This is a genomic window from Bacillus sp. PS237 (assembly GCF_037963345.1).
GTDB classification, from domain to species: Bacteria; Bacillota; Bacilli; order Bacillales; family Bacillaceae; genus Bacillus; species Bacillus subtilis.
This window is the reverse complement of sequence record NZ_CP150156.1, coordinates 1,946,251-1,971,902: the sequence shown is the minus strand read 5'-3', so window position 1 is coordinate 1,971,902 and position 25,652 is coordinate 1,946,251. Positions and strand designations below refer to the sequence as shown.

29 protein-coding genes are annotated in these 25,652 nt (G+C 41.8%); 11 read left to right on the top strand and 18 right to left on the bottom strand.

The features are described from left to right. Window positions 1–168 precede the first annotated feature (168 nt). Window positions 169–1,368, top strand: coding sequence for an oligoribonuclease NrnB (gene nrnB / locus NST22_RS10030; protein WP_003245472.1), 1,200 nt, complete (start codon window positions 169–171; stop codon window positions 1,366–1,368). A gap of 48 nt (window positions 1,369–1,416) precedes the next feature. Here the strand turns inward: nrnB and NST22_RS10025 are convergent, their stop codons facing one another. The 3 genes from NST22_RS10025 to NST22_RS10015 form a co-directional block, all read right to left on the bottom strand. Beyond that, the gene (locus NST22_RS10025; RefSeq protein WP_003231529.1) at window positions 1,417–2,013 is read right to left on the bottom strand and encodes a DedA family protein; all 597 of its coding nucleotides are present in this window, start codon (window positions 2,011–2,013) and stop codon (window positions 1,417–1,419) included. Between the two features lie 72 nt (window positions 2,014–2,085). Beyond that, window positions 2,086–2,979: a UTP--glucose-1-phosphate uridylyltransferase GalU gene (gene galU / locus NST22_RS10020; RefSeq protein WP_003245127.1), complete on the bottom strand. Its 894-nt coding sequence runs from the start codon at window positions 2,977–2,979 to the stop codon at window positions 2,086–2,088. Between the two features lie 6 nt (window positions 2,980–2,985). Continuing rightward, complete coding sequence (locus NST22_RS10015) at window positions 2,986–3,432, bottom strand: GtrA family protein (protein ID WP_003231531.1); 447 nt, start codon at window positions 3,430–3,432, stop codon at window positions 2,986–2,988. Between the two features lie 594 nt (window positions 3,433–4,026). Here NST22_RS10015 and xynD point away from each other — a divergent pair. Together xynD and xynC are read left to right on the top strand one after the other, a co-directional pair. Continuing rightward, window positions 4,027–5,568 (top strand): alpha-L-arabinofuranosidase, encoded by a 1,542-nt coding sequence (xynD, locus tag NST22_RS10010; RefSeq protein WP_003245027.1) that lies wholly within the window; start codon window positions 4,027–4,029, stop codon window positions 5,566–5,568. A gap of 130 nt (window positions 5,569–5,698) precedes the next feature. After that, window positions 5,699–6,967 carry a glucuronoarabinoxylan endo-1,4-beta-xylanase XynC gene (gene xynC, locus NST22_RS10005; RefSeq protein WP_003231534.1) on the top strand — a complete coding sequence of 423 codons (1,269 nt, stop codon included), beginning with the start codon at window positions 5,699–5,701 and terminating at the stop codon, window positions 6,965–6,967. Window positions 6,968–7,225: 258 nt separating this feature from the next. Here xynC and NST22_RS10000 read toward each other — a convergent pair whose 3' ends face one another. From NST22_RS10000 to NST22_RS09990, 3 genes are all read right to left on the bottom strand, one after another. Next, a complete protein-coding gene (locus tag NST22_RS10000) occupies window positions 7,226–7,489 on the bottom strand; it encodes a YnfE family protein (protein ID WP_003231535.1) in 264 nt (87 codons plus the stop codon). A 67-nt stretch (window positions 7,490–7,556) separates the two neighbouring features. After that, entirely contained in the window at window positions 7,557–9,056 is a 1,500-nt protein-coding gene (gene eglS / locus NST22_RS09995) for an endo-1,4-beta-glucanase EglS (RefSeq protein WP_003231540.1), read from the bottom strand. A 302-nt stretch (window positions 9,057–9,358) separates the two neighbouring features. Beyond that, complete coding sequence (locus NST22_RS09990) at window positions 9,359–10,756, bottom strand: alanine/glycine:cation symporter family protein (protein ID WP_003231542.1); 1,398 nt, start codon at window positions 10,754–10,756, stop codon at window positions 9,359–9,361. A 505-nt stretch (window positions 10,757–11,261) separates the two neighbouring features. Here NST22_RS09990 and NST22_RS09985 point away from each other — a divergent pair. Continuing rightward, complete coding sequence (locus NST22_RS09985) at window positions 11,262–11,615, top strand: hypothetical protein (RefSeq protein ID WP_003245190.1); 354 nt, start codon at window positions 11,262–11,264, stop codon at window positions 11,613–11,615. Between the two features lie 25 nt (window positions 11,616–11,640). Beyond that, on the top strand, window positions 11,641–11,766 hold the full coding sequence (locus NST22_RS09980; RefSeq protein ID WP_003231548.1) for a hypothetical protein: 126 nt from the start codon (window positions 11,641–11,643) through the stop codon (window positions 11,764–11,766). 46 nt (window positions 11,767–11,812) lie between these two features. Here NST22_RS09980 and parC read toward each other — a convergent pair whose 3' ends face one another. The 3 genes from parC to NST22_RS09965 all read right to left on the bottom strand — a co-directional run bounded on the left by parC (window position 11,813) and on the right by NST22_RS09965 (window position 17,010). Beyond that, a complete protein-coding gene (gene parC / locus NST22_RS09975; protein WP_003231550.1) occupies window positions 11,813–14,233 on the bottom strand; it encodes a DNA topoisomerase IV subunit A in 2,421 nt (806 codons plus the stop codon). Between the two features lie 3 nt (window positions 14,234–14,236). Then, the gene (parE, locus tag NST22_RS09970; protein WP_003231552.1) at window positions 14,237–16,204 is read right to left on the bottom strand and encodes a DNA topoisomerase IV subunit B; all 1,968 of its coding nucleotides are present in this window, start codon (window positions 16,202–16,204) and stop codon (window positions 14,237–14,239) included. Window positions 16,205–16,602: 398 nt separating this feature from the next. Further along, complete coding sequence (locus tag NST22_RS09965) at window positions 16,603–17,010, bottom strand: CoA-binding protein (RefSeq protein ID WP_003245606.1); 408 nt, start codon at window positions 17,008–17,010, stop codon at window positions 16,603–16,605. Window positions 17,011–17,179: 169 nt separating this feature from the next. Between NST22_RS09965 and plsY the strand changes: the two genes are divergently transcribed. Together plsY and NST22_RS09955 are read left to right on the top strand one after the other, a co-directional pair. Beyond that, a complete protein-coding gene (plsY, locus tag NST22_RS09960; protein ID WP_003231560.1) occupies window positions 17,180–17,761 on the top strand; it encodes a glycerol-3-phosphate 1-O-acyltransferase PlsY in 582 nt (193 codons plus the stop codon). A gap of 87 nt (window positions 17,762–17,848) precedes the next feature. Then, window positions 17,849–18,136 (top strand): HesB/YadR/YfhF family protein, encoded by a 288-nt coding sequence (locus tag NST22_RS09955; RefSeq protein WP_003231562.1) that lies wholly within the window; start codon window positions 17,849–17,851, stop codon window positions 18,134–18,136. Between the two features lie 30 nt (window positions 18,137–18,166). Here the strand turns inward: NST22_RS09955 and NST22_RS09950 are convergent, their stop codons facing one another. The 7 genes from NST22_RS09950 to acnA form a co-directional block, all read right to left on the bottom strand. Next, complete coding sequence (locus NST22_RS09950; RefSeq protein ID WP_003231564.1) at window positions 18,167–18,466, bottom strand: hypothetical protein; 300 nt, start codon at window positions 18,464–18,466, stop codon at window positions 18,167–18,169. Window positions 18,467–18,481: 15 nt separating this feature from the next. Continuing rightward, window positions 18,482–18,898, bottom strand: coding sequence for a YbgC/FadM family acyl-CoA thioesterase (locus NST22_RS09945; protein WP_003231566.1), 417 nt, complete (start codon window positions 18,896–18,898; stop codon window positions 18,482–18,484). 84 nt (window positions 18,899–18,982) lie between these two features. Then, a complete protein-coding gene (gene tlp / locus NST22_RS09940; protein ID WP_003231568.1) occupies window positions 18,983–19,234 on the bottom strand; it encodes a small acid-soluble spore protein Tlp in 252 nt (83 codons plus the stop codon). Window positions 19,235–19,270: 36 nt separating this feature from the next. Then, window positions 19,271–19,417, bottom strand: a complete 147-nt coding sequence (sspN, locus tag NST22_RS09935; protein ID WP_003231569.1) for an acid-soluble spore protein SspN — start codon at window positions 19,415–19,417, stop codon at window positions 19,271–19,273. A 64-nt stretch (window positions 19,418–19,481) separates the two neighbouring features. Continuing rightward, window positions 19,482–19,607, bottom strand: coding sequence for an FbpB family small basic protein (locus tag NST22_RS09930; protein WP_003244964.1), 126 nt, complete (start codon window positions 19,605–19,607; stop codon window positions 19,482–19,484). Between the two features lie 80 nt (window positions 19,608–19,687). After that, window positions 19,688–20,200 (bottom strand): redoxin domain-containing protein, encoded by a 513-nt coding sequence (locus NST22_RS09925; protein WP_003244797.1) that lies wholly within the window; start codon window positions 20,198–20,200, stop codon window positions 19,688–19,690. 71 nt (window positions 20,201–20,271) lie between these two features. Further along, window positions 20,272–23,001, bottom strand: a complete 2,730-nt coding sequence (gene acnA / locus NST22_RS09920) for an aconitate hydratase AcnA (RefSeq protein WP_003245728.1) — start codon at window positions 22,999–23,001, stop codon at window positions 20,272–20,274. Window positions 23,002–23,228: 227 nt separating this feature from the next. Here acnA and sspO point away from each other — a divergent pair, with 227 nt between their 5' ends. From sspO to yneK, 4 genes are all read left to right on the top strand, one after another. Further along, entirely contained in the window at window positions 23,229–23,375 is a 147-nt protein-coding gene (gene sspO / locus NST22_RS09915; protein WP_003244839.1) for an acid-soluble spore protein SspO, read from the top strand. 31 nt (window positions 23,376–23,406) lie between these two features. Further along, complete coding sequence (locus tag NST22_RS09910; protein ID WP_003221237.1) at window positions 23,407–23,553, top strand: small acid-soluble spore protein P; 147 nt, start codon at window positions 23,407–23,409, stop codon at window positions 23,551–23,553. 80 nt (window positions 23,554–23,633) lie between these two features. Next, on the top strand, window positions 23,634–24,026 hold the full coding sequence (cotM, locus tag NST22_RS09905) for an outer spore coat protein CotM (RefSeq protein ID WP_010886520.1): 393 nt from the start codon (window positions 23,634–23,636) through the stop codon (window positions 24,024–24,026). A 233-nt stretch (window positions 24,027–24,259) separates the two neighbouring features. Next, window positions 24,260–24,688, top strand: a complete 429-nt coding sequence (gene yneK, locus NST22_RS09900) for a DynA interaction protein YneK (RefSeq protein WP_003231580.1) — start codon at window positions 24,260–24,262, stop codon at window positions 24,686–24,688. 30 nt (window positions 24,689–24,718) lie between these two features. Here yneK and NST22_RS09895 read toward each other — a convergent pair whose 3' ends face one another. Both NST22_RS09895 and NST22_RS09890 read right to left on the bottom strand, forming a co-directional pair. Next, complete coding sequence (locus tag NST22_RS09895; RefSeq protein ID WP_010886519.1) at window positions 24,719–25,210, bottom strand: CcdC family protein; 492 nt, start codon at window positions 25,208–25,210, stop codon at window positions 24,719–24,721. Window positions 25,211–25,288: 78 nt separating this feature from the next. Continuing rightward, window positions 25,289–25,651 (bottom strand): response regulator, encoded by a 363-nt coding sequence (locus NST22_RS09890; protein WP_003245707.1) that lies wholly within the window; start codon window positions 25,649–25,651, stop codon window positions 25,289–25,291. Window position 25,652 lies beyond the last annotated feature (1 nt).

Sequence of the window (25,652 nt, the reverse complement as noted above, 5' to 3'; positions counted from 1 at the left end):
AGCAAGAACTTAGGAGCGCAAAAAAAGCGCTCCTTTATATATTTACAATAACAACATTATGTCAACTAATTACCATTGCATAAAACGCTTGGTTTTTTAGAATAGTAAATAAAGGCTGCCGCACCTCTAGCGGCAATTGTCAGTTTATCATAAAAAGGGGCCTACATTATGTATCATTTATATTCACATAACGACTTGGACGGAGTAGGATGCGGAATCGTAGCAAAATTGGCGTTCGGAAAAGACGTAGAGATCCGGTATAACTCTGTCAACGGCTTAAACGCACAGGTGCAGTACTTTTTAGAAAAAGCGAAGGAGAGCAACAGACAGGACGCGTTATTCATCACCGATCTCGCCGTCAATGAAGAAAACGAAGAGAGATTGAATGAGTATGTTCATGCAGGGGGCAAAGTGAAGCTCATTGACCATCATAAAACAGCCCTTCATTTGAATGAGCATGAATGGGGATTTGTCCAGGTGGAATACGATGATGGAAGGCTCACATCCGCGACATCGCTTTTATATGGCTATCTCATTGAAAATGGCTTCATGAAACCGACAAACGCCTTAGATCAATTCACAGAGCTCGTCCGCCAATACGATACATGGGAGTGGGAGCGGTACGATCAAAAACAGGCGAAGCGGCTTAATGATCTTTTCTTTTTGCTGTCAATCGATGAATTTGAAGCAAAAATGATCCAGCGCCTTTCCACGCATGACGAATTTTTCTTCGATGATTTTGAAGAAAAACTGCTTGATTTAGAAGACGAAAAAATCGAGCGCTACCTCCGCAGAAAGAAAAGGGAAATGGTACAAACCTTTGTTCACGAACACTGTGTAGGCATCGTTCACGCTGAATCGTACCATTCAGAGCTGGGGAACAGGCTAGGGAAAGATAACCCGCACCTCGATTACATTGCGATTTTGAGCATGGGGTCAAAACGAGTCAGTCTCCGCACCATTCATGATTACATCGATGTGTCAGAAATCGCCGGCCGATATGGCGGCGGAGGGCATGCAAAAGCGTCCGGCTGTTCAATAACCGATGAAGTATACGAGTTGTTTGTAGCTGAAGCTTTCCGTATTGATCCTGTACGGCCGGATGCCTTCCGTAACATCTATAATCTAAAGGGATCTGCGAATGGATCATTATATGAAAATCGCGCACAAATGAGATTTTTTCTTTTCCCTTTAGACAACGAATGGAATATTCAAATTAACGGAGAAACCCAAGACGAAACATTCGCAGCGTTTGAAGAGGCAGAATGGTTTATTAAGAGAAATTATGCCGCATCGCTCGTGCGGGATGAAGTGTTTGTCGCATTTTTAGCGGAGAATCTGAAGCTGGCAAATCAACATCGCAAGTAAAAAAATATGCATAGGGGAGCGTCAGTCACCCCTATGCATATCCGCTAGCTATCGTTTAAATATGGCTGTACGTTTCTTAATCACAAAATAAAGGGCTATCACGACAACAGCCAATATCATAATCGGTGTTGTATAAGTGCCTGCTATATTCTCAACATCATCCCACTGGCTTCCTAGCTGTATGCCTAAATAAACAAACAGGATAGACCATGGAATGATAGCAAGCACAGTCAGTACCACAAATTTGAGAAAAGGCATTCTGGCAATACCTGCCGGAATGGATATGGCATGTCTGACAACCGGTATAAAACGAGCCGAGAAGACAACTCCGGCGCCGTATTTCTGAAACCAGTTTTCCGACATATCGATATGATGCTTTTTAATCAATAAATACTTCCCGTATTTGTCCAGAAATGGCCTGCCGCCATAGCGACCGATCCAGTAAATAAAGATCTGGGCAATGGTGCCCCCGATAACACCCGCAATAATTGCGCCAATAAATCCAATCGTGCCCTCCGATACCATATAGCCGCCATAAGCTAATACAATCTCACTCGGAATGATTTCAATCATTAACCCAATCGCAATACCCGCATATCCCATGTTCGTCAGCCATGTTAAAATTTCGCTTATCAAACTGCCCACATTCTTCACAACCTGTCCTAATCTTTTTCACTATTATATGACTGATTGACGAGCAAGATGGTTACAATTTTTTTACCGCAGCATTTCTTTCGTTTCCCGTTTGATCACATCTTCTAAATAGGCCAAAAGCTGAGATCTCATTTCGGGACGCATTAAGCCGATTTCGGTGCTCGCTTTAAAACAGCCCAGCTTATCGCCAATGTCATATCGATTTCCTTCCAGCAGCCGGGCATGGATCGGCTCCTTACGGCAAACCTCACGAAGCGCATCTGTCAGCTGAATTTCGTTGCCCGCGCCTCTGCCAATTGTCTTCAAAACGGAGAAGATCGAAGAATTCAGCACATAACGTCCCATTACTGCGATTTCCGAAGGTGCTTCTTCAGGAGAAGGCTTTTCCACTAAATCGTTCACTTCATATACATGCCCTTGAGACCCTGATGTATTTATAATACCATATTTGCTGACATCCTCAGGGAGAACTGACTGTACACCGACAACCTCTGTGCCATAAACGTCATATACATCCATTAATTGCCGAAGAGCCGGTGTTTCAGACACCATAATATCATCACCTAAGAGAACAGCAAAAGGCTCATCTCCGATAAAATGCTCCGCACACAGCACCGCATGGCCTAATCCGAGCGGTTCTTTCTGGCGGATGTAATGAATGTTGGCCAAATCGGCAATCTGCTGCATTTCCTTAAGTGTCTCCGTCTTGCCTTTTTCCCGGAGATTGAATTCCAATTCCGCCGACCGATCAAAATGATCTTCAATCGAGCGTTTGTTTCTCCCTGTAATAATCAGTATATCTTCAATTCCTGACTCTGCGGCCTCTTCTACAATATATTGGATTGCTGGTTTGTCGACGATTGGAAGCATTTCTTTAGGCTGCGCCTTTGTCGCCGGCAGAAATCTCGTTCCTAAACCCGCTGCGGGTATAACCGCTTTTCTCACTTTTTTTCTCATTCATCTTCACTCCTGATCCTGTATGTTTTTCAGCGAATCTCCAAATACCCAGATTCGGTTTCCGATAAAATTCATCATCATTCCGCCGATAGTGGCGGCGAGCTTACTCACCAAAAGCGAGCAGCCGCAATTTTGAAACAAATAAAGCAGCAAAAAGGTGATCCCTGACGCGGCAATATTAATCATGAGAAAACGCACGATCTCTTTCCCGTCAGCCTTACGTTTCACACAAAACGTCCAATTCCGGTTCCACACATAGCTGTTGACGATACCTGCAGTATAGGAGCAGATCTGCGCCGGCAGATAAGAGACATGACAAGCGGTAAGAAGAAAGAAGACACCAAAATCTATCAGCGTATTGCCGACGCCTACGGTGCAAAAACGGCCTAATGTCTTTATTTTTTCTTTCAGCGTAACGAACCTCCCTTCATAAAAGATGCGAGTGGCAGTCATATTTGTTGATATGGATTACTATAGCGGACAGTGTTGAATAAACAATTAATAAAATATGAACAAAACATGAAAAAGCGGGTATACCGCTCAATAGTCTTATACTCTTGAAAAAAACAGCCGCATTGAACGGCTGTTTTTTGTGTCTGAAAACATACAAATATAAACGGAGTGTTAGCCCCATCTTATCAATGAATAAATGTATCCAGTTCCTTTGTAGAATCGAACACTAACTCCTCCAAAAGTTTCTATACACAATTTTTTTAATGATGTAGGATGTTAGATAAAGGGATATCTTGGATAATGATGTAATCTCCGTTCAATGTGATTAGTGGGAGGCCATGAACAATCCTGTCTTTTTATTTTCTGGACAATGGTCGCTAGGAATGGGGAAGTTTTTTTGAACAATTTTGAAGGAGTGGTGCGATCTCCTCGAAGAAAAGAGAGAATGGAGACACATGAAGATGAGCTTTCAGAACAACTGGGAACATTGCTAAACAGCTTCCGGCTACTTTATGCGTGCAATCTTCGTGACCTGTTGTTATCAAATTCCAAAAGAAAATCCCCCATTTTAAGGAAAAAGGAGGATGTGAAGTGATGAGGAAAAAGTGTAGCGTATGTTTATGGATTCTAGTTTTATTATTGAGCTGCTTATCTGGGAAGTCTGCGTATGCTGCCACTAGTACTACAATTGCAAAACATATAGGGAATTCAAATCCGCTTATCGACCATCATTTGGGAGCGGATCCGGTTGCGCTGACCTATAACGGAAGAGTCTACATCTATATGTCAAGTGATGACTATGAATATAATAGCAACGGAACAATTAAAGATAATTCATTTGCCAATTTGAATAGAGTATTCGTCATATCTTCAGCGGATATGGTGAACTGGACAGACCACGGAGCCATTCCGGTAGCAGGTGCCAATGGAGCTAATGGAGGCCGTGGAATTGCAAAATGGGCAGGTGCGTCATGGGCACCGTCAATCGCAGTTAAAAAAATTAATGGCAAGGATAAATTCTTCCTTTATTTCGCAAACAGCGGCGGAGGTATCGGGGTTCTCACCGCAGACAGCCCGATTGGTCCATGGACCGACCCAATCGGAAAACCGCTCGTAACGCCAAGTACGCCAGGAATGTCTGGTGTTGTATGGCTTTTTGATCCGGCAGTATTTGTAGATGACGACGGAACCGGTTACCTGTATGCCGGCGGAGGCGTTCCTGGCGTTTCAAATCCAACGCAGGGACAATGGGCCAATCCTAAAACGGCTAGAGTCATAAAATTGGGGCCTGATATGACGAGTGTTGTTGGAAGTGCATCTACAATTGATGCGCCTTTCATGTTTGAAGATTCGGGATTGCACAAGTATAACGGAACATATTATTACTCCTATTGCATCAATTTCGGCGGCACGCACCCGGCCGATAAACCCCCGGGTGAGATCGGCTACATGACCAGTTCAAGTCCCATGGGTCCCTTTACATATAGAGGGCACTTCCTGAAAAATCCGGGTGCATTTTTCGGAGGTGGCGGAAACAACCATCATGCTGTTTTCAATTTTAAAAACGAGTGGTATGTGGTGTACCATGCGCAAACTGTCAGTTCCGCTCTGTTCGGGGCCGGCAAAGGATACCGCTCTCCCCATATTAATAAGCTGGTGCATAATGCAGATGGATCTATTCAAGAGGTAGCGGCAAATTATGCAGGTGTAACACAAATTTCCAATTTAAACCCATATAACCGGGTAGAAGCTGAAACGTTTGCTTGGAATGGACGCATTTTGACAGAGAAGTCCACAGCACCCGGCGGGCCAGTAAATAATCAGCATGTAACAAGCATTCAAAATGGAGACTGGATTGCTGTAGGAAATGCAGACTTCGGAGCGGGCGGTGCCAGGTCATTTAAAGCAAATGTAGCATCCACTTTAGGCGGGAAAATAGAAGTGCGCCTCGACAGTGCAGACGGTAAGCTTGTTGGAACTCTGAATGTGCCTTCAACAGGCGGAGCGCAAACGTGGAGGGAAATAGAAACTGCGGTAAGCGGGGCAACCGGTGTGCACAAAGTATTCTTTGTATTTACCGGAACAGGTACAGGAAACTTGTTTAATTTTGATTACTGGCAGTTTACGCAAAGATAGTACTCGTAATGGGACCGCTTAAAAACGAGGCGGGTGAAGTACGGGCCAGCACCGGAACAGCCCGCCATTATGGATATGCCATGCAGATTTTTTAATACCGTAAAAGACACATGACGAAGGAGAGGAATAAATGATTCCACGCATAAAAAAAACAATTTGTGTACTATTAGTATGTTTCACTATGCTGTCAGTCATGTTAGGGCCAGGCGCTACTGAAGTTTTGGCAGCAAGTGATGTAACAGTTAATGTATCTGCAGAGAAACAAGTGATTCGCGGTTTTGGAGGGATGAATCATCCGGCTTGGGCTGGGGATCTTACAGCAGCTCAAAGAGAAACTGCTTTTGGCAATGGACAGAACCAGTTAGGATTTTCAATCTTAAGAATTCATGTAGATGAAAATCGAAATAATTGGTATAAAGAGGTGGAGACTGCAAAGAGTGCGGTCAAACACGGAGCAATCGTTTTTGCTTCTCCTTGGAATCCTCCAAGTGATATGGTTGAGACCTTTAATCGGAATGGTGACACATCGGCTAAACGGCTGAAATACAACAAGTACGCAGCATACGCGCAGCATCTTAACGATTTTGTTACCTTCATGAAGAATAATGGTGTGAATCTTTACGCGATTTCGGTCCAAAACGAGCCTGATTACGCTCACGAGTGGACGTGGTGGACGCCGCAAGAAATACTTCGCTTTATGAGAGAAAACGCCGGCTCGATCAATGCCCGCGTCATTGCGCCTGAGTCATTTCAATACTTGAAGAATTTGTCGGACCCGATCTTGAACGATCCGCAGGCTCTTGCCAATATGGATATTCTCGGAACTCACCTGTACGGCACCCAGGTCAGCCAATTCCCTTATCCTCTTTTCAAACAAAAAGGAGCGGGGAAGGACCTTTGGATGACGGAAGTATACTATCCAAACAGTGATACCAACTCGGCGGATCGATGGCCTGAGGCATTGGATGTTTCACAGCATATTCACAATGCGATGGTAGAGGGGGACTTTCAAGCTTATGTATGGTGGTACATCCGAAGATCATATGGACCTATGAAAGAAGATGGTACGATCAGCAAACGCGGCTACAATATGGCTCATTTCTCAAAGTTTGTGCGTCCCGGCTATGTAAGGATTGATGCAACGAAAAACCCTAATGCGAACGTTTACGTGTCAGCCTATAAAGGTGACAACAAGGTCGTTATTGTTGCCATCAATAAAAGCAACACAGGAGTCAACCAAAACTTTGTTTTGCAGAATGGATCTGCTTCAAACGTATCTAGATGGATCACGAGCAGCAGCAGCAATCTACAACCTGGAACGAATCTCACTGTATCAGGCAATCATTTTTGGGCTCATCTTCCAGCTCAAAGCGTGACAACATTTGTTGTAAATCGTTAAGAGCACAAAGACACACATAAATAATAGAGTGTCTGAATTGGCGATTTTCCGATTGGGAAATCGCTTTTTTATTTTGTTGCTGAATTACAGGAAGAAGAAAGGATGTACATAAAAACAGCAAAGCTTTATTCTTCATCTTTTCTAGTTTACATAATATATATTCTAGGAAGTAAACAAAATAAATAAATTTCTGTCTCAATATCAAAGTATACTTAAGTTAGTGAGACAGAAATTGAAATTTTACTGCTGAATGACAAATCAAAAAAATGGTGTTGTCAATCCATAATAAACGGCTTCTAAATCTTCCAGCGTCATATCGCCATATGCGCATTTGATAACAGAATCAGCAAACACATCATAGTCATAATCTGTAGAAAATCCTTGCTGCAGCTGTTTTTCGTAAACTTCGATCTGATCTTTTTGATGCTGGATGTCTTTTTCCTTACCTGGATAGTCGGGACCATTTATCATATTACTCATTTTTTTATACAGCACCATATACTGTTTCAGTATTTCATCCACAACGCAAACCTCCTATTAGATGATAAAAACGGACATCGTTACTGATGTCCGCCAAAAAAAAGCTTAACTAATTTGGTTCTGTTCCCCAAATCAGTTTTCCTTGATCATATAATGTGATTTTTTTCGTTGTTTTAAACGTATTTGATTTGAAAAAGGAATAATCGCCGCTTTGTGCATAATTGCTCCAGTCATCATTGTGAAGACGGAGCTGAATATTCCCTGTGCTTGCTCCCGGTGCCAACGTTCCGTTTTTAAATCCAAGTTCCAGATAGGTATCTGCACCTTGCTTTGGTTTATGCAACGTCACAAACTTGTGTGTCACATTGCCGCATCCAATCTGCGCGTAGTCACAGTCAAAGTTTTGGCCTTTGTTTTTCGCTTTATACCAGTAACGGGCAGTGACATCTTTTAAATCAACCGTGGTATTGCCGTTATTTTTTATTTGAAGCTGCGGACGGATTTGGTTGCTGTTCATACTCCCATCCCCTGCTCTGTACTGTACAGAAATACCATTTTCCTGTGTGGGTTTATCTTTTGATGGCGTTTCAGGAATGTCCTTCGTCGAATCTTTGGTGCCGAGAATGTTTTCTCTAACGAATGTTCCTGAAGCAGATAAATCTGACAACCGCCAGCCGCCTGTTTTAGATGCCCCCGGCTTTAAAGCTGAGGATGATTCCTGCTTATCAGAAAGATTCCAGTTCACCCAGCTAATGGTCTTGCTGTCGAGATATTTCAGCCATTCCCTCGATTGATCAAGGAATACACCGCCATTGCCAGACGCGTCGCTTGTTCCCCACTCTGTCACAAAAATAGGTGCTCCTTTGCTGAGTGCATAGTTTGCTTTATCCCGTAAAAATTGGCCGTGTGTGCCGGCATAAAAATGAAGTGCGTACATAACGTTTGCATCTTTTAGCTGGTCATCGGCAGCATCATTCACATCCTGGCTCCATGTACCGGTTCCGACAATGATGATGTTGTCTGGATCATTTTTGCGGATAACTGAAATCACTTCTTCCGCATATGGTTTAATATCACGCTTCCAGTTCACATCACCGTTTGGTTCGTTTGCAATTTCATAAATGACGTTTGGCGTGTTTCCGTAAAGGCTTGACATTTCCTTGAAGAATTCTTTTGCCTTCTCTTTATTTTGGTTTGGATTACCGTCATTTAAGATATGCCAGTCAATGATGACATATATCCCAAGCTCTTTTGCCGCTTCAACCGCTTCTTTTACTTTATTTTTCACGGACGGGTTGTCAATATAACCGCCATCTGCCGTATACATCGCTGCACGGAAAACGGTGATACCCCAATCATCTCTCAGCCATTTTAAGCTGTCTTTATTGACATATTCTCCATACCATTGCAATCCGTGTGAACTGATCCCCTTCAGCTGTACCGCTTTACCGTCTCGGTTAACGAGCTGTGTACCTTTTATGCTAAGCTGGCCATTCTTGGCTACTGGCGTTTTTGTCCCTGCTGCTGATGCCGGCGAAGCTATCATGCCGCCCATTGTCAATAACGTAATCAATAAACACGTAATAAAAATAGAGATTGACCGTTTCATATCTGATCTTTTCCTCCTTCGCATCATTTTGGCTCTACACTTCTTATGAGCACGAACTCATTGTAAAAATCTTTCTCATGATTGTCTATCAACCTAATTTCTTGTTTTGGGGAGGTTTAAAAGCCTGTCAATTTGCTCTACCTCCAATGAATAAGACACACATGACACATATAGAACAAAGAAAACTGGACTGAATTGGGACTTTACACGTCATTTTTCATTCGAGTCGAAAAATTAAATTTATTTCCAATAATGAAAAAGCTGCATTCAACTATTGAATGCAGCTTTGTTTTATATTTATATTATGCTTCTTGTTTCTCATCTTCCCATGTTTCAGCGTTTTTCAGCCCTGGGATGTTTTTCGCTTTAAACACAGGATCAAGTCCTTGCTTACGCTGTTTCGCGTAATCTTTATACACTTTGTAAGCAACGTTTGACAGCAGCGCAATCACAATTAAGTTGATCAGCGCCATGATACCCATAAAGAGGTCCGCCATATCCCAAACGATTTGGAAGCCTGATAAAGATCCATACACAACCATAGCAATAACAGCGATACGGTAAATGTTCAGCCATGTTTTGCTTGTTTTAATAAATTCAATGTTTGTCTCGCCATAATAATAGTTGCCGACAACTGAACTGAATGCAAACAAGAACATTGCGACTGCGATGAAAGTCGGCGCCCAGCCTCCAATGTGATGGTTAAGAGCAGCCTGTGTGACTTGGATGCCGTCGCCTTTTGGCGTTACACTGTACAGCAAAATAATAAATGCTGTGGACGTACATATGATAAATGTATCGAAAAATACGCCTAATGTTTGAATAAAGCCTTGCTTTGCCGGATGGGATACATGAGCCGTCGCAGCCGCGTTTGGTGCGCTCCCCATTCCTGCTTCGTTTGAAAAAAGTCCGCGTTGCGCACCGATAACGATGATGCCGCCTATTCCGCCGCCGACGACTTGTTCAAAACCTAAAGCATTTTTAACAATTGTAGCGATAACGCCAGGGAAAGCCGTAATATTCGTGATGACAACAAATAAAGCGATAAGAATATAAATGCCTGCCATAACCGGCACAATTAGCTGTGAAACAGCGACAACACGTTTTAAACCGCCGAAAATGATAAACGCAGTTAAAACCGCCAGAACTATGGCTACAACTATTTTATTTACATGGAATGCGCCATCCAATGCTCCAGCAATTGTATTTGTTTGAACAGCGTTAAAAATCAAGCCGAATGAGACGGTAATTAAGATTGCAAAAACGATGCCAAGCCATCTGGCACCAAGACCCTTTTGAATATAGTAGGCCGGCCCTCCGCGGAAATCCTCCCCGTCTCTTACCTTATAAAGCTGTGCTAATGTACTTTCGACAAAGCTTGAAGCCATGCCTACTGCAGCCACTACCCACATCCAAAATACAGCGCCTGGTCCGCCTGTCGCAATTGCTAAGGCTACACCAGTCAAATTCCCTGTGCCGACTCGGGATGCGGCCGAAATAAAGAATGCCTGCATAGATGAAACACCTTTATTTCCTTCCGGCTTCTCCCCTACTATTCTGAACATTTCAATAAAATAACGGAATTGGATAAAACCAAAACGTATGGTAAAAAATAATCCAAGCCCTATTAAAATATAAAATAGGTATTTCCAGATGAAATCACTTGGAATATTAATCAAACTATTGAAAAAAGACTCCATATTTACCTCCCGTTTTCATCAATTCAATACGAATTCGATTTTGATGTTAGATTTTTTAACATAACGAGTTTTATTATATCACAATATGACGAATTAGGAAGTTTTTTCGAGAAGAATATTGTCATAGCCAGATGTTACTCTGTCGACCCCTTCTCTATTATTTTCCTACGAATAAAAACATTCCTTGCAAACTGGCTTTAAAAAAAGAGTACCCTATTAACAATGTAATCATTTCTTCCCATTCTCTTGCCTTTCTCTTTGATTTACACATAAATAAAGTAATAAATCCTAAACAACATATCATTTAAAATATGTTTTTATTCACACCATAAACCGGGTATACATACGCTAATAAAAGAAGTTTTCTCTTTCAAAAATAAGCAAAAAGATATATACTTAACAAAGTTAAATTTATTTTTAAATTTAATAAATCAGGTTTACTTTTAGGATGGATTGGGGTATTATTATAAAAATATTCAGTAATATTAAAGGAGGGGGAGATCATTTGAAAAAAGTAACGATATTGAAAGCATCCATCTTATTCTTGGCGATTGCCAGTTTTCATTTGTTCTCAATTCCCCACGCCTTTGATATCGGCCATCATTATAAAGCCGTAGCCGACCAGCAGGAAATGCATGAGATGAAAGCCGGCCAAAATGCTGATGATGAGAAGAAATCCATCACAGGGGCATTTACGCTGACCGCTTTATGGGCAATGGCTGTTCTGCTGCTGACCGCTGAAAGCAAAAGTACGGGATACTCCCGCAGACGTCAGCGGAAAAAAAGCTTTATACTGGCCAAATTTTATCAATCGTCTTATTTCGGCAAACTTCATGTTCAACATCACCCGATTATGTAACGAAAATATGAGGAGGCTGTTAAACATGTTGTTTATCTTAAGAATGGTGATTTTAGGCTTATTTTCTTTCACAGCGCTGAATTTATTTGTATGGCAGGGGATTGAAGTCATTCATGCTGTAACAGATCTATTCACCAACCATGAAAGCTGATAAAAAACAAACGAAACCCGCTCATATAGTATGAGCGGGTTTTTTATTATTGTTCTGTATGAAGGCGCCAAACAGCTGTAACCTTGCCTGATTCCTCTTCATCAAAAAAGAAAGAGCCATTGCTGTATCTGTCGTTTGTCCGCAACTCTTTTGTCTGCAGTTCTTTTCTGTCGCCTTTTTCTGTTTCTGCCATTAGTCGCTGTTCAAGACCGCAAGCGAACAGTGCTACAACACGGTGAGGATTCTTTTTCAGTTCCCTTAGCATTACGACACCGCGTTTTGCACGGGATGTCTTCTCGAACTCAGAAAGACTCATGCGTTTAACCGCTCCCCGCTGTGTGAACAAGACAATTGAATCAGATTGCTGAAGAATCTCACCGGAGACAACAAAGTCATCCTCTTTTAAGTTAATCCCTTTGACACCTGCCGCACGCGCGCCAACTACATTCACTTCGTCTTCTCCAAACCATAGACCATACCCTAAGTGAGTGGCCATAAAGATCTGGCTTTCCCCATTTGTTACATGTACATCAATCAGTTCATCTTCACCCTTCAGATTTAAGGCTACAAGTGCCTTAGAATAACGCTGTGCTTTATAATGAGTGAGCTCTGTCTTTTTCACCATACCGTTTTTCGTAAAGAATAGAAGATATGCCGACGGATCAAATTCTTTTATCGGTATAGCCTTTACAATCGTTTCATCACGGTCAATAGTGATTAGATTTGAAAAATGCTGGCCCATGTCCTTCCATCTGATATCAGGCAGCTGGTGAACAGGACAATAGATGTAGCTTCCTTTGTTCGTAAAGAGCAGCAGCACGTCTGTCGTATTCATTTCAAACTGATGCAGCATCCTGTCCGTATCTTTCATTCCGAAGTCCTGACCGTTGGAAGCGGCAAATGAGCGCTGGCTCGTCCGTTTTAGGTAACCATCCTTCGTAACGGTTACATATACATCCTCAGATGCAACCATGACTTCGAGATTGATTTTAATTTCTTCAATTTTTTCTTCAATCACGGAGCGTCTCGTATCTGCATATTTCTTTTTCAGTGCTTTTAAGCTGTTTGTAATCACTTTTAGCAGTTTTTTATCATTGCTCAGAATAGATTCGAGCTCTTCAATTTTTTTACCGAGCTCTTCTGCCTCTTCCTTAAGCGCTGTGATATCGGTATTGGTTAAACGATATAGCTGCAATGACACGATGGCTTCAGCCTGAGGCTCTGTAAATTCATATTTCGCGATCAAATTGTTTTTAGCGTCACGTTTATCGCTAGAAGAACGGATTGTTGCAATCACTTCATCCAAAATAGACAAAGCTTTCATGAGCCCTTCTACGATATGATGTCTGTCTTTTGCTTTTTGAAGCTCGTAAACGGACCGGTTTGTGACAACTTCCTTTTGGTGTCCGATATATGCATCCAAAATAGACGGCAGGCTCATCAGCATCGGACGGCGGTTATGGATAGCCACCATATTGAAGTTATATGTGATCTGCAAATCAGTATTTTTATATAAGAAATTCAAAATGCCTTTGGCATCAGCTTCTTTTTTCAGTTCAATGACCACTCTCAGCCCTGTTCGATCCGTTTCATCACGAACCTCTGAGATGCCTTCAACCTTTTTATCAATACGGAACTCGTCCATTTTTTTTACAAGGTTTGCTTTATTTACTTCAAATGGAATTTCAGTAATGACAATTTGTTCTCGTCCGCCTCTGATTGTTTCAATTTCAGCCTTTCCGCGGATAATGATTTTTCCTTTTCCGGTTTCGTAAGCTTTTCTTATCCCGTCAACGCCCTGAATAATACCGCCTGTCGGAAAATCAGGCCCTTTAATAACTTCCATGAGTTCGTCAACAGAGCAAGAAGGCATTTGAATACGCTTAATGACAGCATCAATGACTTCTCCCAGATGATGAGGGGGAATGTCGGTCGCGTATCCTGCTGAAATCCCGGTAGATCCGTTGACCAATAGGTTAGGAAACATCGCCGGGAGTACGACAGGCTCCTTGCTTGTATCATCGAAGTTCGGCACAAATTCAACCGTGTTTTTGTCAATATCCCGAAGAAGCTCAGATGCTATCGGAGATAATCGTGCCTCTGTATAACGCATGGCTGCCGGGGGATCTCCGTCGATGCTTCCATTGTTTCCATGCATTTCGATTAACACATTACGAACTTTCCAATCCTGGCTCATCCGCACCATTGCTTCATAAACCGAGCTGTCACCGTGCGGATGATAGTTACCGATGACGTTACCGACCGTTTTGGCCGCTTTTCTGAAGTTTTTATCAAACGTGTTTCCATCTGTATGCATTGCATACAGAATTCTGCGCTGTACCGGCTTTAATCCGTCTCTCGCATCGGGCAGCGCCCTGTCTTGAATAATATATTTACTGTAGCGTCCAAAACGGTCGCCGATCACCTCTTCTAATGGTAAATCATGAAATAATTCTGGCTGTGACAATCATTAAACCTCCTCAGCGACCGATAAGTTTTCATTTTCTAAAATATTGCTTTCTTCATCTAAGCCGAAAGCGACGTTTTTCTCAATCCACTTTCTGCGCGGCTCTACTTTGTCTCCCATTAACGTCGTCACACGTCTCTCTACACGTGCCGCATCGTCAATTTTGACCCTAACAAGTGTGCGGGACTCCGGATTCATCGTCGTTTCCCACAGCTGGTCTGCGTTCATCTCTCCAAGACCCTTATATCGTTGAATGGTATAGCCTTTGCCGACTTTTTTCAGGACATCCCCCATCTCTTCATCAGACCATGCATATTCAATGATTTCCTTTTTCCCGCTTCCTTTACTGACCTTATATAAAGGTGGCAGCGCAATGAACACCTTGCCATGCTCAATGAGCGGTTTCATATAGCGATAGAAAAAGGTAAGAAGCAGCACTTGAATATGGGCGCCGTCAGTATCGGCATCGGTCATAATGATGATTTTGTCGTAGTTGATGTCATCGATTGAGAAATCTGCCCCGACTCCCCCGCCGATCGCATGAATGATCGTATTGATCTCTTCATTTTTAAAGATATCAGCAAGCTTAGCTTTTTCTGTATTAATGACTTTACCGCGTAAAGGCAGAACCGCCTGGAATCTGCGGTCTCGTCCCTGCTTGGCTGACCCGCCTGCTGAATCTCCCTCAACGAGATACAATTCATTTTTTGCCGGGTTTCTTGAACCCGCAGGCGTCAGCTTTCCGCTTAAAGTCGCTTCTGATTTTTTTCGTTTTTTGCCGCTTCTTGCTTCTTCACGGGCTTTGCGTGCCGCTTCGCGCGCCTGGCTCGCCTTGATTGCTTTTTTGACAAGAAGCGTTGCGGTGTCCCGATTTTCCTCTAAAAAGTAAGCAAGCTGCTCTGAAACAATCGCATCCACCGCTGATCTTGCTTCACTGGTACCGAGCTTTCCTTTTGTTTGTCCCTCAAATTGAAGAAGCTCCTCAGGAATGCGGACAGAAATAATGGCTGAAAGCCCTTCCCTTATATCGGTGCCTTCAAGGTTCTTATCCTTTTCTTTCAGCAAAGCCACTTTTCGCGCATATTCATTAAAAGCACGCGTCATCGCAGTTTTTGCACCTGACTCATGCGTCCCGCCGTCTTTTGTTCTGACATTGTTGACAAACGACAAAATATTTTCAGAATAACCATCGTTAAACTGGAACGCAAAGTCCACTTCTATAGAATGATGCTCACCCTCAAACGAGACCACTTCAGACAAGACGTCTTTTTCTTCATTTAAGTAAGCAACAAACGCTTCTATGCCGTTTTCATAATAAAAGACCTCACGCTGGTCATTGCGTTCATCAATCAGCTCAATTTTCAGTCCTTTTAACAAAAACGCAGACTCTCTTAAGCGCTCAGAGAGCGTTTCAAAATTATAAGTGGTTGTGCTGAACATCGTTGGATCTGGCTTAAAGTGTGTAAGAGTTCCCGTCTTTTTTGTTTTGCCGATCTTTTCGAGAGATGTAACCGGTTTTCCTCCATTTTCAAATCGCTGCTGATAGACAAAACCGTCCCGCTCAATGGTAACCGTCAGCCATTCAGATAAAGCATTCACGACTGATGCACCAACTCCGTGGAGCCCGCCGCTTGTCTTATAGCCGCCTTGGCCGAATTTCCCTCCGGCATGAAGCACCGTTAAAATCACTTCAGGGGTTGGTTTGCCGAGCTTATGCATTCCGGTCGGCATGCCGCGGCCTCTATCCTGTACAGAAATACTATTGTCTTTATGTATTTTGACGATTATGTGATCTCCATGGCCGGCAAGCACCTCGTCGACAGAGTTATCTACAATTTCATAAACCAAGTGGTGCAAACCCCGCGCGTCAGTAGAGCCAATATACATACCCGGCCTTTTCCTGACAGCCTCAAGGCCTTCGAGCACCTGTATGGCATCTTCGTTGTAATCAAATTGCTGTTTTCTAGCCAAACGTACAAACCCCTTTCAAAAACTAACATTGTCTTTCTCTTTTCAGTGTTACACATCATTTGTATATAAGATATTTTTTATAAACCTCGCCTCGAGCCAGTACTGCCTTGGACTCCTCATTATAACCAATATGTTTGCAATCGCAACATAGAGCTAACGAATCAGTTCTTCTCAAAACATCGGCTAGTGCTGTTTTTACACTATGAGAACGTATGTTTGTTTATTATATATAAAGCAGCAGACCTTCGCAAATCGAACGGCCGAAACCCAGCTGGACAAGGTATTCAAAAAAAGCTGTTCAAGCTTTATTGTATCTGTTTCACCGTAATACGCAAACAATATCTTAAAATTAAAAAGCAAAAATCCTTGAATTTACAAGGATTTTTGCAGTTCTGCACCTATTTTGTTACAGCGTGTGCCACTTTTATGCACAGATCCATGATAACCGTTCTGCCTTTTTCTTTTAGCATCTGGTATGCTTCCTCATTAACTAGCCCTTGCTGTGCCCAAAATACTGGCGCATCTGTCTCTAAAAACTCTTCCGCCACTCCAGGAAGCTGTTCTGAGCGCCGGAATACATTTACGATGTCAATCGGACCGTCTATCTCTTTTAAAGATGAAACGGCTTTGACACCTAGCGCCTCATCAATTGTAGGGTTCACAGGGATAATTTCATAACCCGCGTCCTGCATTGCTTTTGAAACCATATGTGACGTTCTATCCGGACGGTCTGAAAGCCCTACTACCGCTATACGTTTGCTTCTTTGAAGAATCTCTTTAATTTCCGCTTTAGAAGGGTTTTGCATCGTGTGTCACTCCTTTTTCACTTATTTTACACGATCAAAACAGGAGAAATCAAAATATGATGCATGTTTGATTTGATTTGTAAGCAAACTTTACAAAAAAACTTATCATCAGATCATGACATCTCATGTTAAAATAAAAAGAAGGGAATTTGAAAAAGGAGAAATGTAGATGTTAATTGCTTTATTGATTATTTTGGCCTACTTGATAGGCAGCATTCCATCTGGCTTAATTGTGGGCAAGCTTGCCAAAGGAATTGATATTCGGGAGCACGGAAGCGGCAACTTAGGCGCTACCAATGCATTCCGTACATTGGGTGTAAAAGCTGGTTCGGTCGTCATAGCCGGAGATATTTTGAAAGGGACACTGGCAACTGCATTGCCTTTTCTCATGCATGTTGATATTCACCCGCTTCTTGCAGGAGTCTTTGCGGTTTTAGGCCACGTGTTTCCCATCTTCGCCAAATTTAAAGGCGGTAAAGCCGTGGCGACATCAGGAGGCGTTTTGCTATTTTACGCACCCCTGTTATTTATCACGATGGTTGCGGTATTCTTCATCTTTTTATACTTGACTAAATTTGTTTCTCTCTCATCGATGTTAACAGGGATCTATACTGTTATATATAGTTTCTTTGTCCATGATACGTATTTATTGATTGTCGTTACCCTGCTCACTATTTTTGTGATATACAGACACCGAGCGAACATTAAACGAATTATCAATAAAACAGAACCTAAAGTAAAATGGTTATAAGCTTAAAAAACTTCTCTTTTGACACAGAATAGCCTAATACGTTTATAATAGAGAAAATTCAAATGAAGAACAAAGGGGTGTTCTGTTATGAATATGACAATTAACGAAGACGCATTGAACTGGTATAAAGAAGAACTCGATTTGGAAAGCGGAGACCAGGTTCGCTTTTTCGTCCGCTATGGAGGCTGCAGCAACGTTCAAAAGGGTTTTTCTCTCGGTGTAGCGAAAGATGCCCCACAAGAGGCTGGAGTCACTGCAGAAGCTGATGGCATTACCTTCTTTATTGAAGAAAGTGATTTATGGTACTTTGATAACCACGACCTTCTCGTCAGCTATTCAGAAGACGCTGATGAACCGGTTTTTGAATACCAATAAAAAAGAACGCACTTCATGTGCGTTCTTTTTTTACAAATGAAATCGTATAAGATGATCGGTTAGGTTTTCTTGTTCCAAAATATATTTTTGTGTTTCCCCCAGCAGATCAAAGTGGGGAAATTCACTTTTCTTATGGATCCATTCTTTTTTTAACCCGTACGCCGCTCCCCACTGAACCAGCTTATCAATGTCTGCACAGCCGGCTTTTGTCACGGTCTTTGCTTCTGGAAATCGGTCATCCAGCCAGTAATGTGTTAAAAATGCGATTTCTCCTCTTTTCACTGCTTGTTTCCACCGGTTAAGTTCCTCCCGTTTCACACCAAACGCCATATCCCGTTCACTTCCCTATTTTTTGGCCTTTTCATATGCTGTGTGCCAATCAGGAAAAGCTTTGCGGAATTGAATTGGCTTAAAGCTTTCTTTATCCACACAAATATGAGATGAGGTGGCTTTGATGGAAAGCTCACCGGCCGGATTATAAATGTGGTAACCATAGACGGTTTTAAATCCGTTATAGTCCTCTATCCATGTATGTACAACCGCGGTTTCTCCGTAATGAAGCGGCTTTTTATAGGAAATATTGATATCAACGACTGGGGACAGAACGCCTTTTTTTTCCATATCACTATATAAAAAGCCTAAGTCCTTAATCAAGGCCGTTCTGCCGACCTCCATCCACACAAGATAATTTGCGTGATAGACAATCCCCATTTGATCTGTTTCTGCATAACGCACTTCTATTTCTTTTTTTGATACATGCAAGATTACTCTGCTCCCTTAACGTCAATTTAGCCCCATTTTACCATAATCAAATCAGAAAGAAAAAAACCAGGTTTCCCTGGTTTTTTAAGAACGGTATCCGTTTTGTCTCGCTGCAGATTCGTCCTGTATTTCATTACGAAACGCTTCAATGCTCTGTTCGCGCCTTGCATTTTTTTCTTTGATACGCTGTTTATCTTCTCCTGAAGCAAACTCCATTGATGCTTCTGCTTCTTCTATATTTTCAATTGTATTTTGAACCATATCCTGCAATTTTTCCACATTGTCAGAACGATCATCAGGATTAGGCTGCTGATATTGATTTTGGTTCTTTGTCATTCGGATGTACCTCCTAGAAATAAACTCGAATTTTCGCTACTCGCCTTTTGTCTGCATGATAATCGGCCGCTGTCCTGAAGTATCATGCATTTTTTCCCCTTTATTGGCTTTATATTTTACAGGCTTTGTACCCAAGTGGCTTGGAGCATATTGAGGCTGACCGTTTTTCTTGTTGTTTCCCATGTTTATCCCTCCTCAACAGATAGGTTTCTCAAAAGGAGGGGTAAACATGAATACAAATTAAAGGTTATTTTTGCTTAAATCGCTGTTCAAGCTTTTCCTCAAGCTGATTTAAATACTCTGTATTGGTCATCAGCTCTTTTTTGTTTTCCATGACGAGCTCATGAAAAGAACGTTTTCTCATCTTCTTCACGCTTCTCACCTCCGCATATTCTTTTATTTTTTCCAATTCTGAAAACTTGTAAGCATATTTGAGTATAAAAAAAACTGAATCTAATCAAGATCCAGTTTTTGTTCCATTTCTTTTTTTGTCATGGTGCCAACATGTATGTCTTGGATAACACCTTTTTCATCTAAGATATATGTCGTTGGATATGACATCACGTTATAGTCAGCATTGATCCCTTTTTTATCAATCAGAATGGGGAACGTTAAGTCATAAGTATCAGCAAACGCTCGGACCTGTTTCTCACTTTTCTCAGCTGAAGTGAAATTTACCGCAACAACCGCAAGTTTGTCGGCGTACTCTTTTTGCAGCTTTTCCATCGCAGGCATTTCCTGACGGCACGGCTTACACCAAGTTGCCCAAAAATTGAGCAGCACTTTTTTGCCTTTTGCATCCTGTAAAGAGCTTTTCTCTCCTGATAGCGTTTTCAAAGAAAAATCAGGTGCTTGTTGCCCCTCTTGAATTCCGACTTCTTTTTTGCTGTATGTTTGATATAAATTCCATCCCGTATAACCGACTAGCATGATAAGCAGGATCCCTGCGAGCCATTTTTTCAGCATATGCCACCTCCGCAGCACATTGTGTCATAAAAAGAAGAGAAAGCGAAATGCCTTCTCTTCCTATTGATTCATCAGGACTGCTTCATTTTTTCACGAAGCACCATTTGAAGGATGCCGCCATGGCGGTAGTAATCAATTTCAACTTCACTATCAAAGCGGACGACTGCTTCAAAAGTTGTTACATTGCCGTCTTCATTGATTGCTCTTACAGTCACAAGGTCACGAGGACGAACTGTTTCATCAACATCTACCTCGATGACTTCTTTACCCGTTAAGCCGAGTGTATCCGCATTTTCACCTTGTTTAAACTGAAGCGGCAGCACACCCATGAATACAAGATTGCTTCTGTGAATTCTTTCGAAGCTCTCTGCAATGACCGTTCTGATGCCGAGAAGGTTTGTTCCTTTTGCAGCCCAGTCACGTGAAGATCCCATACCATAGTCTTTTCCTGCTAATACGACAAGACCGGTTTTATCTTCTTTGTATTTCATGCATGCATCATAGATGGATGTTACTTCACCAGTCGGCCAGTACGTCGTAAATCCGCCTTCTGTACCCGGTGCGATTTGGTTTTTGATGCGAATGTTGGCAAATGTTCCTCTCATCATGACTTCATGGTTTCCACGGCGGGAGCCGTAGGAGTTAAAGTCACGAGGTGAAACACCTTTTTCTTGCAAATACTTTCCGGCAGGCGTATCTTTTCCGATTGCCCCCGCAGGAGAAATATGGTCAGTTGTGACTGAATCGCCGAATTTACCGACAACACGCAGTCCTTTTAATGGCTCAACCTTGCCTGGCTCAACAGACATCTCTTCAAAGAATGGTGGGTTTTGGATGTAAGTTGAATCGTTATCCCATTTATATAAAGCTTCATCTGTTGTTTCAATTTCGTTCCAGCGCTTGTTGTCATCAAATACTGTTTCATACTCTTTGCGGAATAGCTCTGGCGTAACAGTTTGCTTAACAAGTGCATTGATTTCGTCCATTGACGGCCAAATATCATTAAAGTATACGTTTTGACCATCCTTGCCCACACCGATTGGATCGGTTTTTAAGTTAATGTTTACCGTTCCAGCCAGCGCATATGCCACAACAAGCGGCGGTGAAGCAAGATAGTTGCCTTTAACAAGCGGGTGAATACGTCCTTCAAAGTTACGGTTTCCGGAAAGGACAGACGTAATCAGAAGATCATTTTTCGCAACCGCTTCTTCGATTTCCGGTGAAAGCGGACCTGAGTTCCCGATACATGTTGTACAGCCGTACCCAACGAGGTTAAAGCCAAGCTCTTTCATGTATGGAAGAAGGCCTGAATTCACAAGATATCCTGTAACAACTTTAGAACCCGGTGCAAGTGACGTTTTCACGTAATTAGGCACCTTAAGCCCTAACTCAACCGCTTTTTTCGCTACCAGTCCGGCGCCGATCAGCACGTATGGGTTTGATGTATTTGTACAGCTTGTAATCGCAGCAATGGCGATCGCACCCGTTTTCATAACTGTTTCTTCGCCGTTAAGGAGTTTAAACTTAATTTCTTTATTTTCTTCCTCAGCATTTAAACCGAATCCTTGGTTACCTGCAGGGCTGACTAATTGCTTTTTAAACGTTTCCTGCATAGCAGATAGCGGGATCAAATCCTGAGGACGCTTTGGACCCGATAAGTTTGCTTCAATTTGAGACAGGTCAATTTCAACCACATCAGTAAATTGAGGGTCTTCCGCATCTGGAGTGTAGAACAAGCCATTGCTTCTGCAGTATGCTTCAACAACATCAATATGTTCAGGATCACGGCCAGTCAGGCGCAGGTAGTTAAGCGCTTCTTCATCTACTGGGAAGAATCCGCATGTAGCACCGTATTCCGGAGCCATATTCGCAATTGTTGCGCGATCTGCAAGCGGCAGTTCAGCAATTCCCGGTCCGAAGAATTCAACAAATTTACCGACAACGCCTTTTTCACGCAGCACTTGTGTTACTTTTAACGCCAAGTCAGTAGCTGTTGTTCCGTTTGGAAGCTTGCCGACAAGTTTCGCGCCGATTACCTCTGGAACTGGGAAGTAAGAAGGCTGTCCAAGCATTCCCGCTTCAGCTTCAATTCCACCGACACCCCAGCCGAGAACACCGATACCGTTAATCATTGTTGTGTGTGAGTCTGTTCCGACAAGCGTATCAGGATACGTTACAAGCTCGCCGTCTTCTTCAATGGCATGGACAACACTTGCCAAGAACTCAAGGTTGACCTGGTGCACAATACCTGTTGCAGGCGGTACTGCCTGATAATTGTTAAACGCTTTCTTTGCCCAGCTTAAAAATTTGTAGCGCTCTGCATTTCTTTCGAATTCCAAGTCCATATTTACTGCTAATGCATCTTCTGTACCCGCTTTATCTACCTGTACAGAGTGATCGATAACGAGATCAACAGGAATTTCAGGGTTGATTTTATCAGGATCTCCGCCGACAGCTGCCATTGCTTTACGCAGTGAAGCCAGATCTACTACTGCCGGAACCCCTGTGAAGTCTTGTAAAATAACACGAGACGGTTTGAACGGAACGTCGATATCCTTTAATTCGGCAGTTCCCCATTTTGCCAAATTTTCCACGTGTTCTTTTTTGATAACGAAGCCGTCAACTTGACGCAATACTGATTCTAAAAGAACTTTGATGGAATAAGGAAGCTTCGAAACCTTTCCTATACCTGAATCTTCTAACGCTTTTAAAGAGTAGTAATGATATGTTTTCCCATTTGTAGTAAACGTTTTTCTCGCTTGGAAAACGTCTTTTGCTGCAGTTTTTTGCTCGTTTGCCATTCTCCAAAATCCCCCTTCAGATCAGATCATTCTCAGATGAACATTACATTCCATCACAATTTTCTCACAATTTCATATTAAAACAAAATCATACATAAGTAAATATCAATGTTTTTATTAAATACAATAAGTTCGACTTATGAGAAAAATGTACCGGTAATTTTTACTGTTTACGCTCTCTCATATAACACAATAAAAGAAGCCATATTATGATTGAGGTGATAATGATGGTCAAAAGAAAAGCGAATCACGTCATTAACGGAATGAATGACGCAAAAAGCCAAGGCAAAGGCGCCGGCTATATTGAAAACGACCAGCTTGTACTGACTGAAGCAGAACGCCAAAATAACAAAAAAAGAAAAACCAATCAATAACACCGAACTCTTTTAAGGAGGTTCTCATTTTATGACCAATAAGAATACAAGTAAAGATATGCATAAAAACGCCCCTAAAGGACACAATCCCGGCCAACCCGAGCCTCTAAGCGGAAGCAAAAAAGTAAAAAACCGAAACCATACAAGACAAAAGCACAACTCAAGCCATGATATGTAAGAAAAGCAGACCTTAGTGTCTGTTTTTTTATGCGTTCACCCATTTATAATCCACCGCATATGATGTAAAGCAAGGTTGATATGTGGAGGAATGCTTCCATGAACCATTCAAAACGCAACGATGCGAATGATTTCGATAGTATGGATGAATGGCTTCGGCAATTTTTTGAAGACCCCTTCGCCTGGTACGACGAAACATTGCCTATTGATTTATATGAAACAAGTCAGCAGTATATTATAGAAGCGGATCTGACTTTTTTACAGCCTACACAAGTAACAGTTACCCTTTCTGGATGCGAGTTCATCTTAACTGTCAAATCGTCAGGACAGACTTTTGAAAAACAAATGATGCTTCCTTTTTATTTTAATGACAAAAACATTCAAGTCGAATGCGAAAATCAAATACTCACAGTCGCCGTCAATAAAGAAACAGAAGATGGCTCTTCTTTTTCTCTTCAATTTCCTCTCAGCTAAACATAAAAAGTCACTTTCATCCCCTATTATGAAAGTGACTTTTTTTCCGTCCATTTATCGTCAAATACCCTCTAGTGACTCTCCCATGGCCAAATAGCAGATTCACTATACAATAGAATATGATCTACTATCTCTTTTGACTAGACGTCTATCACTTTTTTCTATTCTTTTTTTACTGTGTTCTTCTAATCTCTCTTCGTATACAATATGGTTAGAATAAGGGGGAATGATTGATGCTGGAAGGATGGTTTTTATGGTTTATTCTGTTTTGGGTAATCATGATGGTAGTCTTATTATCAATCGGCGGTTTTTTCATGTTTCGAAAGTTTTTAAAGCGTTTACCAAAAGAGGACGGCAGATCAGAGCTTGATTGGCAGGATTACTATATTGAAAACAGCAGACATTTATGGAACGATGAAAACAAACAGTTTCTAGATGAATTGACTGCGCCCGTGCCAGAGCTGTTCAGAGATGCAGCAAAAGCTAAAATCGCAGGCAAAATCGGTGAGCTTGCATTAAAAGAAAAGGTAGCAAAGATTGATCAGCAACTTATGATCAAAGGCTATATTCTCGCAACTCCTAAAAGAGACCATACCTTCTTAAAAAGGCATCTGCGGGACAAAAAAATCGATTTGGAACCTTATCAGACCCTTCTCAAATAAAAAACCTTTCCTGACAAGAGGAAAGGTTTTTTAATTCATTTGAATATTAGATGACTGCAGCTCGTTATGAAGTTTTCGATATGATAAATACATGGCGATTCTCCAAGGCACAATCATACCGAAAGCCAGAATCCAAAACATTCCGCTCAGTGCACCATAATCAATTGATGTGCTCAAGATCGATTTCATCACGATTCTGATCACCAAAAGACCGACTAATATAAAAACAAATGCTTTAGAGCGTTTCATGTAAATTTCATTATTTTTAATTTCGAACTTAGAAGTTTTGATTAGAAAAATAGAGAAAATCACACCTAAAGTGAATGCTTCCAAAAACTCTGCTCCAGTTACCCAAAATACCGGAAATAAAAACATTAACGCTCCCGTACTCATAAAAATCGGCGGAAGAATGATTTTTTTTGGTGAAACAGGCTTGTCAGAGGACTTTATTCTGACCACCATCACAGCTACAGCCATTAACACAGCAATAATTGATGAAACTATAATCATCATACTTATCATTCCTTTGTTTCTCGGAGTGTTGATACTATATACTATACTCCAAAACAATAAAAAAAACCATTTTGAAAAGAAATGACTTTAATGTCCCATAACGCGGCTTACAGCTTCCAGCACTTTTGTTTCCTCAAACGGCTTAACAATAAAATCCTTTGCCCCCAGCTCAATTGCTTCCGTTACAATTCTTTGCTGGCGCATGGCGGTGCACATGATGACCTTCGCTTTAGGATCAAAGGTTAAGATATCACGAAGCGCTTTTATGCCGTTTTTCACCGGCATTGTAATATCCATTGTCACAAGGTCCGGGCGCAGTTTTTTATACAGGTCAGCTGCTTGTTCACCGTCCGCCGCTTCGCCTGCGATTATGTAATTTGCCTCTTCCAAGATCTCTCTGATTTTCACTCTCATGAACTTGGCGTCGTCTACAACTAAAACTCTTGTCATA

Coding starts and splice junctions, on each gene's coding strand:
- NST22_RS09925 (WP_003244797.1), bottom strand. CDS start 20,200: ATGCTGAAAAAATGGCTCGCAGGGATCCTGCTTATCATGCTAGTCGGT.
- NST22_RS09895 (WP_010886519.1), bottom strand. CDS start 25,210: ATGATAAGTATGATGATTATAGTTTCATCAATTATTGCTGTGTTAATG.
- NST22_RS09980 (WP_003231548.1), top strand. CDS start 11,641: ATGTTGTTTATCTTAAGAATGGTGATTTTAGGCTTATTTTCTTTCACA.
- NST22_RS09990 (WP_003231542.1), bottom strand. CDS start 10,756: ATGGAGTCTTTTTTCAATAGTTTGATTAATATTCCAAGTGATTTCATC.
- tlp (WP_003231568.1), bottom strand. CDS start 19,234: ATGACAAAGAACCAAAATCAATATCAGCAGCCTAATCCTGATGATCGT.
- sspN (WP_003231569.1), bottom strand. CDS start 19,417: ATGGGAAACAACAAGAAAAACGGTCAGCCTCAATATGCTCCAAGCCAC.
- nrnB (WP_003245472.1), top strand. CDS start 169: ATGTATCATTTATATTCACATAACGACTTGGACGGAGTAGGATGCGGA.
- sspO (WP_003244839.1), top strand. CDS start 23,229: ATGGTCAAAAGAAAAGCGAATCACGTCATTAACGGAATGAATGACGCA.
- NST22_RS09890 (WP_003245707.1), bottom strand. CDS start 25,651: ATGACAAGAGTTTTAGTTGTAGACGACGCCAAGTTCATGAGAGTGAAA.
- xynD (WP_003245027.1), top strand. CDS start 4,027: ATGAGGAAAAAGTGTAGCGTATGTTTATGGATTCTAGTTTTATTATTG.
- cotM (WP_010886520.1), top strand. CDS start 23,634: ATGTGGAGGAATGCTTCCATGAACCATTCAAAACGCAACGATGCGAAT.
- acnA (WP_003245728.1), bottom strand. CDS start 23,001: ATGGCAAACGAGCAAAAAACTGCAGCAAAAGACGTTTTCCAAGCGAGA.
- yneK (WP_003231580.1), top strand. CDS start 24,260: ATGCTGGAAGGATGGTTTTTATGGTTTATTCTGTTTTGGGTAATCATG.
- NST22_RS10015 (WP_003231531.1), bottom strand. CDS start 3,432: ATGACTGCCACTCGCATCTTTTATGAAGGGAGGTTCGTTACGCTGAAA.
- plsY (WP_003231560.1), top strand. CDS start 17,180: ATGTTAATTGCTTTATTGATTATTTTGGCCTACTTGATAGGCAGCATT.
- galU (WP_003245127.1), bottom strand. CDS start 2,979: ATGAGAAAAAAAGTGAGAAAAGCGGTTATACCCGCAGCGGGTTTAGGA.
- NST22_RS09950 (WP_003231564.1), bottom strand. CDS start 18,466: ATGGCGTTTGGTGTGAAACGGGAGGAACTTAACCGGTGGAAACAAGCA.
- NST22_RS09955 (WP_003231562.1), top strand. CDS start 17,849: ATGAATATGACAATTAACGAAGACGCATTGAACTGGTATAAAGAAGAA.
- NST22_RS09910 (WP_003221237.1), top strand. CDS start 23,407: ATGACCAATAAGAATACAAGTAAAGATATGCATAAAAACGCCCCTAAA.
- xynC (WP_003231534.1), top strand. CDS start 5,699: ATGATTCCACGCATAAAAAAAACAATTTGTGTACTATTAGTATGTTTC.
- eglS (WP_003231540.1), bottom strand. CDS start 9,056: ATGAAACGGTCAATCTCTATTTTTATTACGTGTTTATTGATTACGTTA.
- NST22_RS09965 (WP_003245606.1), bottom strand. CDS start 17,010: ATGCAAAACCCTTCTAAAGCGGAAATTAAAGAGATTCTTCAAAGAAGC.